Below are 18400 nucleotides of genomic sequence, written 5' to 3' on the forward strand. Positions count from 1 at the left end.
CATGTCACGCCTGAACGCCATCTTCCGGCTCGGAGTGAAGGAACTGTGGAGCCTCGCGCGCGACCCGATCCTGCTCGCGCTGATCGTCTACACGTTCAGCGCGTCGATCTACGTCGCCGCCACCGCCCGCCCCGAAACGCTGCACAAGGTGCCGATCGCGATCGTCGACGAGGATGCGTCGCCGCTGTCCGCGCGCATCGCGGCGGCGTTCTTCCCGCCGCAGTTCGCGCCGCCGCCGATCGTCGGCGCGGCCGCAGCCGATCGCGGCCTCGACAACGGCGACTACACGTTCTCGCTCGACATCCCGCCCGACTTCCAGCGCGACGTGCTGGCCGGCCGCCATGCGACGGTCCAGCTCAACGTCGATGCGACGCGCATGACACAGGCCTTCACCGGCGGCGGCTACGTCCAGCAGATCGTGTCGGGCGAGATCGACTCGTTCGTGCAGCGCTATCGCGGCTCGCCGCTGCCGCCGGTCGATCTCGCGATGCGCATGCGCTTCAACCCGAACCTCGACGAAGTGTGGTTCGGCGCGCTGATGGAGCTGATCAACAACGTCACGATGCTGTCGATGATCCTCACCGGCGCCGCGCTGATCCGCGAACGCGAGCACGGCACGATCGAGCATCTGCTCGTGATGCCGGTGACCGCCGCGGAAATCATGCTCGCGAAGGTGTGGTCGATGGGGCTCGTGGTCGCGGCGGCGGCCGTCGCGTCGCTGAGCTTCGTCGTGCAGGGCGCGCTGCACGTGCCGATTCCGGGCTCCGTGCCGCTGTTCGTGGCCGGCATGGCGCTGCACCTGTTCGCGACGACGTCGATGGGGATCTTTCTCGCGACGCTAGTGCGCAGCATGCCGCAGTTCGGGATGCTGCTGGTGCTCGTGCTGCTGCCGCTGCAACTGCTGTCGGGCGGGCTCACGCCGCGCGAGAGCATGCCGCTCGCGGTGCAGGACATCATGCTCGCCGCGCCGACGACCCATTTCGTCGAGCTGGCGCAGCGCATCCTCTATCGCGGCGCCGGCCTCGACGCGGTGTGGATGCAGTTTGCCGCGCTGTTCGCGATCGGCTGCGCGCTGTTCCTGCTGTCGCTGACGCGCTTTCGCAAGACGATCGGCCAGATGGCCTGAGCGGTCCGGCGCGCGGCGCCCCCGGGTCCGTTGACACAGATCAACTGCGACGCGACGCCGCACGCGATCATGACGCCATGTGCCGCAACCAGCGGCGCCATCGCCTGCGGCCCCGCCGTACCATCGGCCGCCGCTCAACCGGAGAACGTCATGATTCGACTGCAATATCGAAGCACGCTGGCGACGTCCTGCGTGTTCATCGCGCTCGCATCGCTGCTCGGCGTCGTCCATGCGATGCTGATCGACGAGCAGGTCGCGCCGTATGCGATCGTCGCGCTGGTGTCGGGCATCGTCGGCTTCGTCGCCCAGCTGGGCCCGGCGTCGAGCGAGCGCTAGCCGGACGGCCGCGCGCTTCGCACCGGCACCATGAACGGCATCCTGCGCCTCGCGTTCAAGCTGCTCGTCAACGACGGCGCGAAGTTCACCGCGCTGATCGTCGGTATCACGTTCTCGGTGCTGCTGATGATCGAGATGACGTCGCTGTTCGCCGGCATTCTCAACAAGTCGTCGGCGTCGGTGATCAACATCGGCGCGAAGGTCTGGGTGATGGACCCGGCCGTGAAGACGATCGCGAACAGCATCGGCATGCCCGGCTACGTGCTCGACGCCGTGCGCAGCATCGACGGCGTCAAGTACGCGGTACCGCTCTACTCCGGCGGCGCGCTGGTGAAGCTGCGCTCGGGCGCGTATCAGGCGGTCACGGTGGTCGGCCTCGACGACGCGAGCCTGCTCGGCCGGCCCACGATGCTCCAGGGCCGCATCGAAGACATCTACGCGGAAAACGGCTTCATCGCGATTCAGGACCCGGAGTTCGCGAAGCTGGAGAACCCGACCATCGGCACCGATTTCGAGCTGAACGATCATCGCGGCGTGATCGTCGGCATCGCGAAGGTCGCCGCGAGCGGCCTGTTCGGCACGCCGACGCTCTACACCACCTACGCACGCGCGATCCGCTACATCCCGTCGCCGCGCTTCACGACCTCGTACATCCTCGTCGAGCCGAAGTCCGATGCGGACATCGCGCACATCCAGGCCGTCGTGAAGTCGCTCGGCTACCGCGCGTACACGCGCGACGAGTTCATCGCGCAGATCTCGCGCTTCTACAAGTACGAAACCGGGCTCGGCACCAACATCATGCTGATGACGATCATCAGCTTCATCATCGGCCTGTCGATTTCCGGGCAGACCTTCTACGCGTTCATCGTCGAGAACCTCGACAAGTTCGGCGCGCTGAAGGCGATCGGCGCGAAGAGCCGCGAGCTGGTCGCGATGATCCTGTTCCAGGCGACCTTCACCGCGCTGACCGGCTACGGCATCGGCGTCGGGCTGTGCGTGCTGATGATCTCGCTCGCCAAGCTGCGCATCCCCGACTACGCGGCCCTCATCACGTACGGCAACCTGTCGCTCGCGTTCGGGATGGTCGTCGTGATCGCGGCGATCTCGAGCTATCTCGGCGTGCGGCGCGTGCTGCGCATCGAGCCCTTCGACATCTTCCGGGGCTGACGATGGCCGGCATCGCGATCGACGCGCGCGGCGTCGACAAATGGTTCGGCGAAGGCGAAGCGCGCACGCAGGCGCTGCGCGACGTGTCGATGCAGGCTCACTTCGGCGAGATGCTGCTGATCGTCGGACCATCCGGCAGCGGCAAGACCACGCTGCTCAGCGTGATCTCCGGCATCCTGCGGCCGGACGGCGGCTCGGTGTCGATCGACGGCGTCGACCTGTGGGCGCAGCCGAACGACGCGATCGCCGAGTTCCGGCTCAACCGGATCGGCTTCGTGTTCCAGGACTACCACCTGTTCCCGCGGCTCACGACCGCCGAGAACGTCGCGATTCCGCTGATCCTGAAGCGCCAGCCGTGGGACGACGCGATCCAGGCCGCGCACACCTACCTGGGCGTCGTCGGTCTCGCCAATCGCGCGCAGCTGCCGCCCGTCAAGCTGTCCGGCGGCGAGCAGCAGCGCGTGGCGATCGCGCGCGCGATCGTCAGCCAGCCCGACCTGCTGATCCTCGACGAGCCGACCGCGTCGCTCGACGGCGACACCGGCCGCATGATCATGGAGTTCGTCAAGCACGAGGTGCTGAACGACACGCGCTGCATCGTGATCGTCACGCACGACGCGCGGATTTTCGAATACGCGGACCGCATCCTGCGCATGGAAGACGGCAAGCTGACCGGCATCGAGCGCGGAGGCGTGCGATGAAGCGCCGGCTCGTGTTCGTCGCGGCCGTGCTCGGCTTCCTGGCGAGCGTCGTCGCCGCGTGGCTCTACGGCCGCCAGGAGCCGCCGCAGCCGCCGGTGTTCAAGCCGGCCGCCAATCCGTACGCGCGGGGCGTCTATGCGAACGGCATCGTCGAAAGCGAGCAGCCGGCCGGCGCGAACGTGAACGTCTATCCGGACGTGTCGGGAGCGGTGACGCGCATCTACGTGCACGACGGCGATCCGGTGAAGGCCGGCGACGTGCTGCTGACGATCGACGACGCCGTGCAGCGCGCGAGCGCCGCGCAGCTCGCCGCGCAGGCCGATGCGGCCGCTGCGCTGCTCGACGAGCTGAACGCGCAGCCGCGCCGCGAGGTGCTCGACGTGGCCGGTGCGCAGACCCGGGCCGCGCAGGCGAGCCTCAAGCTCGCGCAGGATCAGTACGACAAGCAGCGGCGCGCGTACGACATCGATCCGAAAGCAGTGAGCCGCGACGCGCTCGACACGGCCGCGAACGCGGTGCGCGTCGCGGCCGCCAACCTGGACGTCGTGACGCGCCAGTATCGTCTGACCAAGGCCGGCGCATGGAGCTACGACGTGCGCAACCAGCGTGCGCAGGTCGTCGCGCTGCGGCGCGCGGCCGATGCGGCCGCCGCGCTGCTGGCCCGCTACACGCTGCGCGCGCCGGCGGACGGCACCGTGCTGGCGATGAACGCGGCGCTCGGCTCGTACCTGAGCCCGCAGGGGATCTACGACACCTACACGCGGGCCAGCGCGCCGGTCGCGGTGCTCGGCGCGCCGGTCGACCGGCTGCAGGTGCGCTGCTACATCGACGAGATCCTGATCCCGCAACTGCCCGACCTGCATGCGCTGAAGGCGCACATGTTCGTGCGCGGCACGTCGGTCGAGGCCGATCTGCAGTTCGTGCGCGTGCAGCCGTACGTGACGCCGAAGATCGAATTGTCTGACCAGCGCACCGAGCGCGTCGACGTGCGCGTGCTGCCGCTGATTTTCCGTATCGTGCCGAACCGCAACGTGCGGCTGTTCCCCGGGCAGATCGTCGATGTGTACGTCGCCGGCAAATGACCGCGCGTGCGGCGGCCGTACGCCGCGGCGCCGAACCGCTGCGCGCTTGGCCGCCGGGCTGCTCGCCGCGCTGCTCGCGGGCGGCTGCACGGTCGGGCCGAACTTCGTGCCGCCGCCCGCGCCTCGCGTCGAGCGCTTCGTCGCGCCCGACGATCCGCACGCGGCGTCCGGCCCGTGGACCGGCGACGGCCGCACGCAGGCGTTGTCGCCCGACGCGCCGCTCACGCGCGACTGGTGGACGCGCTTCGGCAGCCACGCCATCGACGCGAGCGTCGACGCCGCGCTGACCGGCAGCCCGACGCTCGCGCTCGCCGAAGCGACGCTGCGGCGCAGCGAGCACGCGTTGCGGGCCGGCCAGGGCGTGTTCTTCCCGCAGATCGACGCGCAGGCCGGCGCGGCGCGCGAGCGCGCGACGCCGTCGCGCGGCCCGGCGTTGCCGGCGTCGATCTTCAACCTGTTCACGCTGTCGGCGACCGTCAGCTACACCCTCGACCTGTGGGGCGGCGAACGGCGCCAGGTCGAGGCGCTGGCCGCCGGCGTCGACGCGCAGCGCCACGCGCTGGCCGGCGCGTATCTGATGCTGAGCGCCAACGTCGTCAACACGATGATCGCGCGCGCCGCGTATCGCGACGAAGCCGCCGCCACGCGCGAGACGATCGGTCTCGTCGACGAGCAGATTCGCCTGACGCGCGCGCAGGTGACGGCCGGCGCGGCGGCCTACGTCGCGGTGCTGACGCTCGAGTCGCAGCGGGCGACGCTGCAGGCAACCTTGCCGGCGCTCGACCAGAAGCGCGCGCAAGCCGACGATCTGCTCGCGCTGCTGGCCGGCCGATATCCGGCCGACTGGCGGACGCCGGAGCTGTCGCTCGCCGCGATCGAACTGCCGGCGAGCCTGCCCGATACCGCGCCGTCGTCGCTGGTGCGCCGCCGTCCGGACATCCAGCAGGCGGAAGCCGAACTGCACGTGGCGAGCGCCCAGGTGGGCGTCGCCACCGCCGCGCTCTACCCGAACCTGACGCTGTCCGCGTCGGGCGGCTTCGACAGCGGCGTCGCGGCCAATCTGTTCTCGCCGGCCGGCCGTGCTTGGAGCGTCGGCGCCGGCGTCACCGCACCGCTGTTTCACGGCGGCGCGCTGCTGAACCAGCGGCGCGCCGCGCAGGATGCCTACGACGAGGCCGACGCGTCCTACCGGCAGGTCGTGCTGGCCGCGTTCTCGCAGGTGGCCGACGCGCTGCGCGCGCTCGCGAACGACGCCGCGGCGCTCGATGCGCAGGCTCGCGCGATGGCCGCCGCCCGCGATGCGCTGCGGCTCGCGCAGGCCGGCTACGACGCGGGGATCACCGGCTACGTGCCGTTGCTGGTCGCCGACGTGCAATATCACCAGGCCCGCATCGCATGGCTTCAGGCGCTCGCGCAACGCCTGCAGGACACGGTGGCGTTCTACGTCGCGCTCGGCGGCGGCTGGGGCGAAGCTGGTTGACGGACATGGCGCGGGCGGGCCGGCTGCTCGACGGTGCGATGCGCTCAGGCGACGATGTCGGGCCGTTCCCAGCGCGGCAGTTCGGCCCAGCCGAGCGGCGCGTACACGGTGCCGCCGGCCGCGTCGATCGTTTCGACGAATGCGGCGAGCGTCGCGCCGGCCGGTACCGTGAGCGTGGTCGCATCGACGAAATCCTCGCTGCGCAGCCACGGCGCCGCGCCGCGGTTGATCTGCTGGACGCTCCACGCGTGGCCGTGGCGCCCGGCTTCGGGCGGCAACAGCCCGGGCGCCTCGAACGCGACCCGCAGCAATTGCGCGCGCGAATCGCTGTACGGCGGTTTCGCCGCGTTCTGGTACGGCACGTCGGCCCAGTTCTCGCCGCATTGCTGATTGAGCAGCAGGCACGTAAACCACGCCCATGGCGAACGAACGAAGCACAACCGGTACAGGTGCGCGGCGCCGTCCAGATTGGCGATCAGCGTCATGATGGATCGATCCCGAGAGACTCGCGATGCCGATGCGCAGCGCGCGCACGGCAGGCGCGGATCATCGAATCATGACACCGCATCCGCGCGCCGGACCGCCATGCGCGGGCCGACGCGGCCGACGATTGATCGTAGTCAAACGGCGCGAGCAACCGCATTGTGCGGCGCAGGCGGTGCGGCCGGCGCGGCATGGAATCCTGCAATTGCTGACTTCGGTCAAGCGTCGCCCGCGCGTTCGCGCTGTAATCGCCTTACCGATCCGTCGATTCCCGGCGAGGCTATCTCATGAAACTGACTTTTCTCGGCGCGACCGAAACCGTGACCGGCTCGAAATACCTGGTCGAGCACGGCAGCCGGCGCATCCTGGTCGATTGCGGCCTGTTCCAGGGCACCAAGAACTTGCGGCTGCGCAACTGGCGGACGCTGCCGTTCGCGGCCGACACGCTCGACGCCGTCGTGCTCACGCATGCACACATCGATCACACCGGCTATCTTCCGGTGCTTGCACGTGAAGGATTTCGCGGGCCCGTGTACTGCACGGCGGCCACGGCCGAACTGTGCGACATCATGCTGCGCGACAGCGCGCGGCTGCAGGAGGAAGAAGCCGACTTCGCGAACCGCCACGGCTATTCCAAGCACCATCCGGCGCAGCCGCTCTATACGCTCGACGATGCGCAGCGCGCGCTGCACCTGCTGAAGCCGGTGGCGTTCGACGAATGCACGTCGCTCGGCGGCGGCGTGTCGTTCCGGCTGCTGCCGGCCGGGCACATCCTCGGCGCGGCGAGCGTCGTGATGCACTGGGATCACAAGGTGCTCGCGTTCTCGGGCGACCTCGGCCGCTACAACGATCCGATCATGCAGCCGCCGCGGGCGCCCGCGCATGCCGACTATCTGGTGGTCGAATCCACGTACGGCGACCGGCTGCACCCGGCGTCGGACCCGGAGACCGAACTCGCCGCGATGTTCGACAAGACCTTCGGGCGCGGCGGGGTGGTCGTGATGCCCTGCTTCACCGTCGGCCGCGCGCAGGAAATCCTGCACTACATCGCGCGGCTAAAGGCGTCCGGCCGCATGGCGCGCGTGCCGGTGTTCCTCGACAGCCCGATGGCCACCGACGTGACGGAGATCTATCGCCACCATATCCTCGAACACCGGCTGACCGTTTCGGAAGCGAACGCGCTCGGCCACGCGGCGACGATGATCCGCTCCGTCGACCAGTCGAAGGCGATCTCCGATCACCACGGGCCGATGGTCATCATCGCCGGCAGCGGCATGGCGACCGGCGGACGCGTGCTCCATCACCTCGCCCGCTATGCGCCCGATCCGCGCAACACGATCGCGCTGGTCGGCTATCAGGCCGCCGGCACGCGCGGCGCGGCGCTGGCCGCGCACGAGCCGACGGTGAAGATTCACGGCGAATACGTGCGCGTGCGTGCGCAGATCGAATCGATCACGACGCTGTCGGCTCATGGCGATTACGAGGACGTGCTCAAATGGCTCGGCACGATGCAGGGCGCGCCGGTGCGAACGTTCGTCACGCATGGGGAGCCGGCTGCCGCGGATGCGCTGCGTCGGCGCATCGCTGACACGCTGCACTGGACTTGTGAGGTGCCGGTTTATGAGCAGTGTGTCGATTTGAATGAGGGGGATGGTCTCCATCAAGAGGCAGCCGAAGCCGAACCGGCCGACGCCGCGCAGCAGCCCGCTGCACGCTCGTCCTGACGCTTAGTGGCGCCGGTGAAGCGCCGCATACGCATGACGCGTATAGGCCGAGACCTGACCGGTCAGTCAACGTCAGGTTAAGTCTCGGACAATACGACTGTTCGTCGCCGTTGGCGGTGATCGACCCTAAAGAGACCGTCAGACCTCCCGCAAGCGGACACTCGGCGCATGAGCAGGTGCCGGAGCGAATTCAGGCGCGAGTTCCAGTCGATGACCTCGCTGGTCATGTGCGTTTTCCAGTCCGTGTGCGTTTAGAGCGAACCAGTGACAGAAAACGTACGACGAGGGAAGGACAGGCGAGGCGGCGGCTGCTATAGCCGCCGAGCCTAGTCGTTCCACCACCCAGGTGTGGGCAGCTTCTTGGTGTAAGGCGAGCACTGCTCGCGAAGAAGTCGCATGCCCTTGTAGTCCAACGTTACGACCGAAACGGCAGGGTCGGTTGGCCACTCCGCAATCGCGAAATCAGCCTCGTACTCTTTGCCTTCAATGCACGCGATATAAGGCTCGCCCTTGAAAGGCACAGCCGTAATCGCCCAGATACGCGCTTCTCCATGTCGATCGAGGGTGCCATCGAAGACAGTCGATTGGTAATGATTGCAGGAGGCCTCGGACAATCCGAACATCGGGATGCACGGCGTCTGCCATGTCGTTTGGTAAACCGTGACATCTGCTCCCGATAGAGGGTGCCCTTCTCCAGCGACTACCCGTAACGTAAAGTGCCGGGGGAAGACCCAAGGCCCCGCGTGCCCCCACACCAGGAAAAAGAGCGCCGCAGGAATGGCAACGAAGAGCCAACTTTTTCTAAGCTTCATTCGCGCCTACGCGTCAAATCCCTGCGCGTTCAAAGCCGCAGCGCCCCCAAGAGGCAGCGCGCGATGCGCCGCCTCCAAGGTCACCATGTTGAATGCGTCGCGGCTTTTTGCATCCGTCCGAATATGCGCTATCCACTTTCTGATGCTCATCGTTCCAACGCCATGCCTGGTTTAGAAAGCCAGTGCCATCGGTTTGATTTGAGGGGGCGTGGCTGTGGTTTGGGCTTGCATTGTCGACGATTCAGATTTCGTTGTCGAACGGCCGATTCTGGCCGCCTGTTGCCGCAGAGCTACTCGGTTCCGTCAATCGCCGACGCAGCGAGTACAGAGCCTTTATACCTATATGCGTCGAAAGAAAACGGTCCAAACGCCTCAACTATCTGCAAGTCAGATTCACTTGTCTGGTAGGCGAAGCTCTCCCAAACGTAGGATTCGCGTTCACGCCGTACAAGGGCCGAATATGCACCGCACGCGACGTCGCCACACTCAGGGCAGATGTAGAGTAGTACGCGCTTTCCGCTCTCCGGCGGAACGTCGAGCAGCATAGCGGACATGCGTTCGCATTCCTTCGCGTAACCACTCACGAAACAACCCATGAAGTCGGCATGTCCACCGGCACTTTTAACCAGCATTTCCAGCAAAGACTGTCCGTCTATCAGAAAGTCCGCAGAGGTTCGCTCTGTGCAGGTGGCGCCTCCCGACGAGGTTGCTGGTCGATGCAGTCGGCGATGCCCAAGTAGGTTCATGTTCGTGTGCGGAATAGGTATGACGTGCCAAGATTGTCACCGATCGCGGAGCCTGTGTCGAAGGGCCGTTCCTGGCCGACCTGTGACCGACGACGCCGTCGCACCGTGCCCGGTCCGGCGGACGGCCCGCGTCGACCCGGAGCGGTCCTTCGGATTTCTCGAAACCGGTCATTGGGGCAGCGCTAGACCGCCGCCACTTTAGACAATCTAATCGCCTTGGTTGCCCTGCCAGTCGATATACGCGGCGGTACCCATTGCGTCGAAGTTCGGCATTTCACCGACCTGAACGTGCTGGAAAAAGCCCAAGCAACGGCCCCAAGACGACATTCCCGGGTTGGGCTCGACCCAGCACGAATATCCAAAGCGCGTCCAATCCAACGACCTATCGTCATTGCAGCGGCATAGAAGCTCCTGGGCGATTGCCCTGCACCAAATCAAAGCTTCTTCTGCCGCCGCCGCTTTGATGAAGACTCCAGTCGTCGACTCGTAGTCTTCGATCACTCCGCGGTCGAATAGCTGTCGCGGTTCGGGCTCGTGGTACTGGAAAATGACAAGGTATTCGTGTGACATGTTGCAGGAGCTTGTTTAACGACTTCATAGTTTCGTCCGTCACGCCGGTTCTAGACGATCTTGGCGGAAACATCGGACGACCGGTAGTGCCCGAACTGAGTCAGCCAACCCGCCACTGCCCGTTTAGTCCGGTCCAAGCGCTTTCCGCATGCGCCCTACAACCCGGCGCAAGCACCGGCCCGTATCGCACCCAGCCCCACCCTCAACTAACCTCAATAATCACCTTCAACGCATGCGTTTGCGCCGCGCGCCTGAACGTGTCGTAAGCGTCCTCGACATCATCGAGCGCGAACCGGTGCGTAATGAGTTGCGCCGGATCGAGGCGCCCCGCCCGCACCGTTTTCAGCAGCATCGGCGTGCTGACCGTATCAACGAGCCGCGTCGTAATCGCGATGTTGCGATCCCACAGCTTCTCCAGATGCAGATCGGCCTTGACGCCATGCACGCCCACGTTCGCCACGACGCCGCCCGGCGCCACGATCGACGTGCACAGCTCGAACGTCGCCGGAATGCCGACCGCCTCGATCGCGCAATCCACGCCGATGCCGTCGGTCAGCTTCATCACGTCCGCCGCCGCGTCGCCGCTGCGGCCGTCGACGCAGTCGGTCGCGCCGAAGCGCCGCGCGATGTCGAGACGGTTGCTGTCCGGGTCGATCATGATGATCTGCCCCGGCGAATAGAACTGCGCCGTCAGCAGCGCGGCAAGCCCGATCGGCCCGGCGCCCACGATCGCCACCGAGCAGCCCGGCTGCACCTTGCCGTTCAGCACGCCGCACTCGAAGCCGGTCGGCAGGATGTCGGACAGCATCACGAGCGCGTCCTCGTCGGCGCCGGCCGGGATCGGATAGAGGCTCGTCTGCGCATGCGGAATGCGCACGTACTCGGCCTGCGTGCCGTCGATCCGGTTGCCGAGAATCCAGCCCCCGGTGGTGCAGTGCGAATACAGGCCGCGCCGGCAGTATTCGCAGCGGCCGCACGACGAAATGCAGGAAATCAGCACGCGGTCGCCCGGCTTCAGCGCATCGACCGCAGCGCCAACCTGCTCGACGACCCCCACCCCTTCGTGGCCGAGCACGCGCCCCGGTTCGCAGGTCGGCACGTCGCCTTTCAGGATGTGCAGGTCGGTGCCGCAGATCGTCGTGCGCGTCACGCGGACGATCGCATCGGTCGGCGACTGCAGCTCGGGTTTCGGACGTTGTTCGAGCGCCATGCGCCCAGGGCCGTGATAGACGAGTGCTTTCATCGGTATTCCTCCATGGAAATCATGTTTCTAGCACGTATGCGCCAGGCGCTGCCGCGAAGCCGGCCGCCGGCACGCGGGCCGGCACGTCGCCCGACGAATGCGTGCGCAACCAGCCGCTCCAGCAGGTCCACCACGAACCTTCTACGGGCGGCGTGTCGCGCACGAAGTCGTGCCCGCTGCGGTAAGGCGCGCCGTGCTCGCGCGTCGCGCAGCGGTAGTGGCGGCCGGGATGGCCCGGTTCCGACACGATGCCGGCGTTGTGGCCACCCGACGTCAGCACGAACGTCAGCGCGTGGTGCGTCATCAGATGGAGCTTGTACACGGAACGCCACGGCGACACGTGATCGCGTTCGGTGCCGACCACGAACGTCGGCACGTCGAGATCCGACAGCGCGACCGGCCGCCCGTCGACGCAGTAGCGGCCGGCCGCGAGATCGTTGTCGAGAAAGAGCCGCGTCAGGTATTCGGTATGCATCCGGTACGGCATGCGCGTGGTGTCGGCGTTCCACGACATCAGGTCGTTCGGCTTGGTGCGCGTGCCGAGCAGGTATTCGCTCATCATGCGCGACCAGATCAGGTCTCGCGCATTCAGCAACTGGAACGTCGCGGCCATCTGCGCGCCGTCCAGATAGCCCTGCCGCCACATCAGCGCATCGAGCGCGGACAGCTCGCTCGCGTCGATGAACAGCCCCAGCTCGCCGGGTTCGCTGAAATCGGTCTGCGCGGCCAGCAACGACACCGAGCGCAATGCCTCGTGTTGCCGGCCGTCGCGCGCGAGCGCGGCCGCGGCGATCGCGAGCAGCGTGCCGCCGAGGCAATAGCCGACCGCATGCACGGCTTCGCCGCAGATCGACCGCGCGGCGTCGAGCGCGGCCATGCAGCCGTCGCGCAGATAATCGTCGAGCCCGAGCCCGCGCGCTTCGGCGCCAGGGTTGTGCCACGACACGGCGAACACCGTGTAGCCGGAATCGACCAGGAAGCGGATCAGCGAATTGTGCGGCTGCAGGTCGAGGATGTAGTACTTCATGATCCACGACGGCACGATCAGGATCGGCTCGCGTGCGACGTCGGTGGTCGTCGGGTCGTATTGCAGCAGCTCGCACAACGCGTTGCGCCACACGACGCGGCCCGGCGTGACCGCGACGTCGCGGCCCGGCAGATAGGGACGCGCATCGTGCGCGCGCTGCTCGCCGGTGTGCTCGAACAACGCGCGCGCGTCGTCGGCCCAGTGCCGCAGACCAGTCGCCAGATTCGCCCCGCCGCTGCGCATCGTAGTGTCGAGCACGACCGGATTGGTCGCGAGAAAGTTACCGGGCGAGCACGCGTCGAGCCACTGCCGCGCGGCGAACCCGACCAGTTCCTCGTGATGGCGCTCGACGCCCGGCACGCCGCTGGTCGCGTCGCGCCACCAGCGCTGAATCGCCAGGAAATTGTCGCGATAGACGTGAAACGGCCAGGCGTCCCACGCGGGCGCGGCGAACCGCGGATCGGCGTCGCCCGCGTGCACGGCCAGGCCGCCGGGGTCGGCCGCAGCGGCGTCGCGCACCTGCGACGACGGCGCGACGGCCGCCTGCCACGCCTGTGCCGCAAGCTCGAAGCACTTGCCGGGCGCGACCGCGAGATGCGCGCCCCAGTCGAGCATCGCGAGCGCCATCGACACGGGAGACAGGCCGAGCGTCAGCGCGGCCACGTTCGCGTGGGCCGCGCGATTCCATTGTTCGGCCGGCGTCGCATCGGCCGGCGCAACGGCGAGCGCACACGGCGCCGGTTCGTTCGGCTGCGGCAGCCGTATCGCTTCCTGCGCGAGCGGCGCGCGCATCGCGGGTGCATTCATCAGATTTGCTCCGGGAAACCGGCCTGCCGGTCGCAAGACGCGTACAGTGGAGCGCGTATCGCGCCGGACCTTCAACGCGGCGCACGCGCATCGCCGAATGAGGAAAGCCTGCGTCCGCGGACGCAGGCACACGTCAATGCATGTGCATCCCGCCGTTGACGTCGAATTCCGCGCCGGTCGAGAAAGCGCCGGCGTCGGAGCACAGAAACGCGATGAGCTCGGCGATCTCGTCCGGGTGGCCGAGCCGACCGACCGGAATCTGCGGCAGGATCTTCGTGTCGAGCACTTCCTTCGGCACCGACTCGAGCATCGCGGTCGCCAGATAGCCGGGCGCGACCGTATTGACCGTGATCCCGTGGCGGGCCAGCTCGAGCGCCAGCGCCTTCGTGAAGCCGTGAATGCCGGCCTTCGCGGCCGCATAGTTGGCCTGCCCGAACGCGCCGCGCGAGCCGTTCACCGAGCCGATGTTCACGATCCGCCCGAAGCCGGCCGCGATCATGCCGGGCACGAACGGCTTGGTCATGTTGAACATGCTGTCGAGATTGGTGCGCAGCACCGCATCCCACATGGTCTTGGTCATCTTCACGAACGTCGCGTCGCGCGTGATGCCCGCGTTGTTGACCAGCACGTCGACGTGCCCGAACTCCGCCAGCATGCGCGCCGCGCAGTGCTGACACGAATCGTAGTCGGCCACGTCGACCTCGAACGCATGAAACGTGCGGCCCGCCTCGCGCTCGCGTGCGATCCACGTCGCGAGTTGAGCGTCGCCGTTCATGTACGACACGGCCACGGTGATGCCGGCATCGTGCAGGCGCCGCGCGATGGCGGTGCCGAGGCCACCCGTCCCGCCGGTGACGAACGCAACACGTTCAGCGCCCATGGCCGCTCTCCGGTGCGTCGACCTTGCCCTTCAGGCGGCGTACGGCAGTCGGTGCGCCGTCGGTCGCGTCCTCGATCCCGTGCTCGAGCGCCGTCATCCATTCCGCCCACGGCATGCTCGCTTCGTTGACGGCGGCGAGCCGCTCCAGGTCAGGCAGCCAGTCGGTCTGACTGCGCGACAGCACACCCGCGCCGTATTCGCGCAGCCAGGTACGCCACACGCCGGCATGCTCGAACTGCGCACGCATCGACAGCTCGCTGGCGTCCTGCCACAGCGCGACGCTCGCGAGCGCGTAATCGCTCATCACCTGCCGGCTCGCTTCGCCGAACGCGGTCCATTCGCCGCTGCCGGCGAGCGCCTGCTGCAACCGGCGCACCGCGTCGCGGTCGCGCTCGATGCCCCGGCCCGCCAGTGCGTGCCATTCGTGCTGCCAGTCGCGGTTCAGCGCCGCCATCCGCAGCGCGAGATCGCAGCTCGCGCGGCAAACGTCAATCGGTGTCGTCAAAGCGTAGGTGCTCATCGGCTTCCCTCGTTCGGTCCGGTCAATCGGTTGGCATGCGCCCGGTGCCCGTACGTGGCCTCGGCGGCGCGACCGCCTAACTGTGCGGGCAAGCCGCGCAGCGCCCGTTGATCTGAGTCAAGCACGCGGAAAGCCCGCTCCGTAGACTGGATTGCACTGGCGGATCACCCGTCGATGGAGCGATTCCGATGAGCTACAAGAGCATAGTCGTGCACCTCGATACGAGCGTCCGTGCGCATGCGCGCCTCGAGTTCGCACTGCGCGTCGCGCGGCGCTTCGGTGCCCATCTGACGGGCCTGTTCTCGGTCTACACGGCCGAGCCGCATTCGTTCTACGTGATGGCCGGGTCCGCCGATTACTTCCGCGAGCATCGCGCGCAGCGCGACGAACGCCGCGCCGCGCTGGAGCGGCTGTTCCATGCCGAGACCGCGCGCGCGAAGGTGCACGCCGCGTGGGTCGAGGCGGACGCGCGCGCCAACGTCGCGGTGCCGCGCGCCGCGCGCGTGGCCGATCTCGTGATCGTCGGCCAGAGCGACCCGAACGATCCCGAGAGCTTCGTCGACAACCAGTTTCCGGAGAGCCTCGTGTTGTCGGCCGGCCGCCCGGTGCTGTTCGTGCCGTATGCCGGCGCCTTCACGTCGATCGGCGAGCGCGTGTTCGTCGCGTGGGACGGCAGCCGCGAAGCGGTCCGCGCCGCGCACGACGCGATCCCGTTTCTCGCTCATGCGAAGCGCACGACGGTCGCCGCGGTGGTCGACGGCAATTCGGCGGCGGCGGCCATGCGCATTCCGGCCGCCGATGCCGCGCTGATGCTCGCGCGCCATGCCCGCGACGTGAGCGTGCTCGACATCGATGCGGGCGACGGCCGCGCGATCGGCGACACGTTGCTGTCGCGCGCGTACGAGACGGGCTCCGACCTGCTCGTGATGGGCGCGTACGGCCATCCGCGCTGGCACGAGCTCGTGATGGGCGGCGCGACGCGCACGGTGCTCGCGTCGATGACCGTGCCGGTCCTGATGTCGCACTGAGCCGGCCGATGCGCACGCTTGCGTTGCTGGTCGTCAACGCCGGTTCGTCGAGCGTGAAGTTCGCGCTCTTCGCGTATCCGCCGCACGGCGATCCCGCGCGGCGGCCGCTGCACGACGGCGAGGCGGTCGCGGCCGGCAACGGCATCGCGATCCGCTTCGACGCCGATCGGGACGGCACGCTGCCGCTCGGCGCCGGCGACCCGTACCGCGCCGTGTTGGCGCAGGTCGCGATGTGGATCCGCGAGCGCCTGCCGCACATCACGCTCGCCGCGATCGCGCATCGCGTCGTGCACGGCGGCGCGCGCTTCGCGGAGCCGGTGCTGGTCGACAACGACGTGCTGGACGCGCTGCGCACGCTGACGCCGCTCGCGCCGCTGCATCAGCCGCACAGCATCGACGCGATCGACGCGCTGCGCGATGCGTTCCCCGACGTGCCGCAAGTCGCCGTCTTCGACACGGCGTTTCATCGCACGCTGCCGCGCACCGAGCTGCTGCTGCCGTTGCCGCACGAATGGTTCGACCGCGGCGTGCGCCGCTACGGATTCCATGGGCTGTCGTACGAATATCTGTCCGTCGCGCTCGATGAAGCGTTCGGCGCGCAGGCGCACGGGCGCGTCATTGCGGCGCACCTCGGCAGCGGCGCGAGCCTGTGCGCGATGCGCGACTGCCGCAGCGTCGCGACGACGATGGGCTTCTCCGCGCTCGACGGGCTGATGATGAGCACGCGCTGCGGCACGCTCGACCCCGGCGTCGTGCTGCACCTGCTCGATGCCGGCCAGTTGTCCGGCGACGCGCTCGGTCAGCTGCTCTATCACGAGTCGGGACTCAAGGGCGTGTCGGGCGCGTCCGGCGATCCGCGCGTGCTGCTCGCATGCGAGGCGGCCGGCGACGCGCGGGCGCACGACGCGCTCGCGCTGTACGTCCACCGCATCGTGCGCGAGGTCGGCGCACTCACTGCGCTGCTCGGCGGGCTCGACATGCTGGTTTTCACGGCCGGCATCGGCGAACACGCGGCGGTGCTGCGCGAGCGGATCTGCGCGGCGCTCGGCTGGCTCGGCGTCGAGCTGGACACGTGCGCGAATGCGGCCCATGCGCACGTGGTGTCGGCGGCGGCGAGCGCGGTCACGGTCGTGGTCGAGCCGACCAACGAGGCGTGGGTCGCGGCGCGCGCGGCGGTGCGCGTGCTGCGCGGCAATCGCGACGGTTGATCCAGATCAGCGCGACCGGCGTGCATGCGCCGATGATGATTGCATCGATCTCCGTTCAAGGAAAACGCCATGTACTCGAACATCCTGGTTGCGCTCGACGGCAGCGACACGTCGTCCCGCGCGCTCGACGCCGCCCTGGATCTCGCGGCGCAAACGGGTGCGCGGCTGACGCCGGTCTACGTCGTCGATTTCCTGGTGCCCGCGTACGACACCTACGGCTACGATCCGTCGATCCTGGTCGACGCGTTCCGTGAAGAAGGACTGCGCGTCACCGACGACGCAGCCCGGCGCATGAAGGCGCGCAACGTGGCCGGCACGCCGCAGATCTCGAACGTCGCGCCCGAGGGCGACGACATCCCGCAGCGGATCGTGACGGTCGCCGGCGAGATCGGCGCCGATCTGATCGTGCTCGGCACGCACGGCCGGCGCGGCTTTCGCCGGCTCGTGCTGGGCAGCGTCGCCGAGCGCGTGCTGCGCCACGCGAAAACCCCGGTTCTGATGATTCCGGCCGGTTGCATGTCGAACCACCCGGCCGAAACCGCCACCGCATCGACCGAAAAGGAGCCGTCATGAGCTACAAGACCCTGCTCGTCCATCTCGACGACAGCGCGCGCTGCGCGACGCGCGTCGACCTCGCGCTCGAACTCGCGGGACGCTGGAACGCGCATCTGATTGGGCTCTACGTCGTCTGCCAGGATCTGTTCGAGCCGCTGCGGCGGCCCGACGAGCCGCTGAAGCTGGCCGTCTACGAGCGCCTGTGCGAGGAGCGCCGCAAGGAAGCCGAGCAGCGCTTTCTGACGGCCGCCGAACGCGCCGGGCGCAGCGTCGAATGGCAGGCGCCGACCGGCAACGCGACGGAAGCCGCGATCCTGCATGCGCGCCACGCCGATCTGCTGGTCCTCGGCCAGGTCGATCCGGACGATCGTCTGACCTATGTCGCGCGTAATTTCGTCGAGGATGTGGTGATGGGCAGCGGGCGCCCCGCGATCGTCGTGCCTTACGCGGGCGACGTGCGCACGCTCGGCGAGAACGTGCTGATCGGCTGGGACGGCGGGCGCGAAGCCGCGCGCGCCGTGGCCGACGCCGTGCCGCTGCTCGCCCGCGCGCGCTTCGTCAACGTCGAGACCGTCAGCCACGGGCAGCCCGCTACCGACGAGACGCCCGCCGGCGTGGACGTCGCCGCCTATCTCGAACGGCACGGCGTGCGCGCGTCGTTCTCGACGACGCCGCGCGAACCGTCGGTCGGCGTCGGCGCGACGCTGCTGAACCGCGCGACCGATCTGCATGCGGATCTGCTCGTGATGGGCCTGTACAGCCATACGCGCATGCACGAGCGCGTGCTCGGCGGCGCGACGCGCACGATCCTCGAGACGATGACGGTGCCGGTTCTGCTGTCCCACTGAGCGGGTTTATCGGGCGGCCGTCTGCTGGCCGCCCGTCTCTCCTTTGACGAAGCGTCG

At 68.0% G+C, this 18400-nt stretch carries 18 protein-coding genes; 11 read left to right on the forward strand and 7 right to left on the reverse strand.

From position 1 onward, the window contains the following. Window position 1 precedes the first annotated feature (1 nt). The 6 genes from MBR110_RS27270 (at window position 2) to MBR110_RS27295 (ending at window position 5892) form a co-directional block, all read left to right on the forward strand. The gene (locus MBR110_RS27270; protein ID WP_011880376.1) at window positions 2–1126 is read left to right on the forward strand and encodes an ABC transporter permease; all 1125 of its coding nucleotides are present in this window, start codon (window positions 2–4) and stop codon (window positions 1124–1126) included. Between the two features lie 150 nt (window positions 1127–1276). Then, complete coding sequence (locus MBR110_RS27275) at window positions 1277–1462, forward strand: DUF2964 family protein (RefSeq protein ID WP_045579792.1); 186 nt, start codon at window positions 1277–1279, stop codon at window positions 1460–1462. A 30-nt stretch (window positions 1463–1492) separates the two neighbouring features. Beyond that, window positions 1493–2629 (forward strand): ABC transporter permease, encoded by a 1137-nt coding sequence (locus MBR110_RS27280; protein ID WP_011880378.1) that lies wholly within the window; start codon window positions 1493–1495, stop codon window positions 2627–2629. Further along, complete coding sequence (locus MBR110_RS27285; RefSeq protein WP_172820474.1) at window positions 2626–3330, forward strand: ABC transporter ATP-binding protein; 705 nt, start codon at window positions 2626–2628, stop codon at window positions 3328–3330. Before MBR110_RS27280 ends, MBR110_RS27285 begins: the two co-directional genes overlap by 4 nt. Continuing rightward, the gene (locus MBR110_RS27290) at window positions 3327–4412 is read left to right on the forward strand and encodes an HlyD family secretion protein (protein ID WP_059562282.1); all 1086 of its coding nucleotides are present in this window, start codon (window positions 3327–3329) and stop codon (window positions 4410–4412) included. The genes MBR110_RS27285 and MBR110_RS27290 overlap by 4 nt, the downstream gene beginning before the upstream one ends. Beyond that, window positions 4390–5892, forward strand: a complete 1503-nt coding sequence (locus MBR110_RS27295) for an efflux transporter outer membrane subunit (RefSeq protein ID WP_060043629.1) — start codon at window positions 4390–4392, stop codon at window positions 5890–5892. The genes MBR110_RS27290 and MBR110_RS27295 overlap by 23 nt, the downstream gene beginning before the upstream one ends. Before the next feature lie 44 nt (window positions 5893–5936). Here MBR110_RS27295 and MBR110_RS27300 read toward each other — a convergent pair whose 3' ends face one another. Continuing rightward, on the reverse strand, window positions 5937–6377 hold the full coding sequence (locus MBR110_RS27300; RefSeq protein ID WP_181709525.1) for a hypothetical protein: 441 nt from the start codon (window positions 6375–6377) through the stop codon (window positions 5937–5939). A 285-nt stretch (window positions 6378–6662) separates the two neighbouring features. Here MBR110_RS27300 and MBR110_RS27305 point away from each other — a divergent pair, with 285 nt between their 5' ends. Beyond that, window positions 6663–8099, forward strand: coding sequence for an MBL fold metallo-hydrolase RNA specificity domain-containing protein (locus tag MBR110_RS27305; RefSeq protein WP_176043277.1), 1437 nt, complete (start codon window positions 6663–6665; stop codon window positions 8097–8099). Between the two features lie 326 nt (window positions 8100–8425). Here MBR110_RS27305 and MBR110_RS27310 read toward each other — a convergent pair whose 3' ends face one another. The 6 genes from MBR110_RS27310 to MBR110_RS27335 all read right to left on the reverse strand — a co-directional run bounded on the left by MBR110_RS27310 (window position 8426) and on the right by MBR110_RS27335 (window position 14704). After that, a complete protein-coding gene (locus MBR110_RS27310) occupies window positions 8426–8911 on the reverse strand; it encodes a hypothetical protein (RefSeq protein WP_052691600.1) in 486 nt (161 codons plus the stop codon). 953 nt (window positions 8912–9864) lie between these two features. After that, the gene (locus MBR110_RS27315) at window positions 9865–10227 is read right to left on the reverse strand and encodes a hypothetical protein (protein ID WP_034193941.1); all 363 of its coding nucleotides are present in this window, start codon (window positions 10225–10227) and stop codon (window positions 9865–9867) included. A gap of 202 nt (window positions 10228–10429) precedes the next feature. Further along, window positions 10430–11470 carry a zinc-dependent alcohol dehydrogenase family protein gene (locus MBR110_RS27320; RefSeq protein WP_181709526.1) on the reverse strand — a complete coding sequence of 347 codons (1041 nt, stop codon included), beginning with the start codon at window positions 11468–11470 and terminating at the stop codon, window positions 10430–10432. 19 nt (window positions 11471–11489) lie between these two features. After that, entirely contained in the window at window positions 11490–13304 is a 1815-nt protein-coding gene (locus tag MBR110_RS27325; RefSeq protein ID WP_059896010.1) for a PHA/PHB synthase family protein, read from the reverse strand. A 133-nt stretch (window positions 13305–13437) separates the two neighbouring features. After that, entirely contained in the window at window positions 13438–14184 is a 747-nt protein-coding gene (phbB, locus tag MBR110_RS27330; protein ID WP_014726023.1) for an acetoacetyl-CoA reductase, read from the reverse strand. Further along, on the reverse strand, window positions 14174–14704 hold the full coding sequence (locus MBR110_RS27335; protein ID WP_045579796.1) for a hypothetical protein: 531 nt from the start codon (window positions 14702–14704) through the stop codon (window positions 14174–14176). Before MBR110_RS27335 ends, phbB begins: the two co-directional genes overlap by 11 nt. 188 nt (window positions 14705–14892) lie before the next feature. Between MBR110_RS27335 and MBR110_RS27340 the strand changes: the two genes are divergently transcribed. From MBR110_RS27340 to MBR110_RS27355, 4 genes are all read left to right on the forward strand, one after another. Continuing rightward, window positions 14893–15732, forward strand: coding sequence for a universal stress protein (locus MBR110_RS27340; RefSeq protein ID WP_011880390.1), 840 nt, complete (start codon window positions 14893–14895; stop codon window positions 15730–15732). Between the two features lie 8 nt (window positions 15733–15740). Next, window positions 15741–16940, forward strand: a complete 1200-nt coding sequence (locus MBR110_RS27345; protein ID WP_181709527.1) for an acetate/propionate family kinase — start codon at window positions 15741–15743, stop codon at window positions 16938–16940. Between the two features lie 69 nt (window positions 16941–17009). Further along, window positions 17010–17513 (forward strand): universal stress protein, encoded by a 504-nt coding sequence (locus MBR110_RS27350; RefSeq protein WP_011880392.1) that lies wholly within the window; start codon window positions 17010–17012, stop codon window positions 17511–17513. Further along, entirely contained in the window at window positions 17510–18343 is an 834-nt protein-coding gene (locus MBR110_RS27355) for a universal stress protein (protein ID WP_014726026.1), read from the forward strand. Before MBR110_RS27350 ends, MBR110_RS27355 begins: the two co-directional genes overlap by 4 nt. Window positions 18344–18400: the final 57 nt, after the last annotated feature.

It is taken from the genome of Burkholderia sp. MBR-1 (assembly GCF_013822785.1).
GTDB classification, from domain to species: Bacteria; Pseudomonadota; Gammaproteobacteria; order Burkholderiales; family Burkholderiaceae; genus Burkholderia; species Burkholderia vietnamiensis.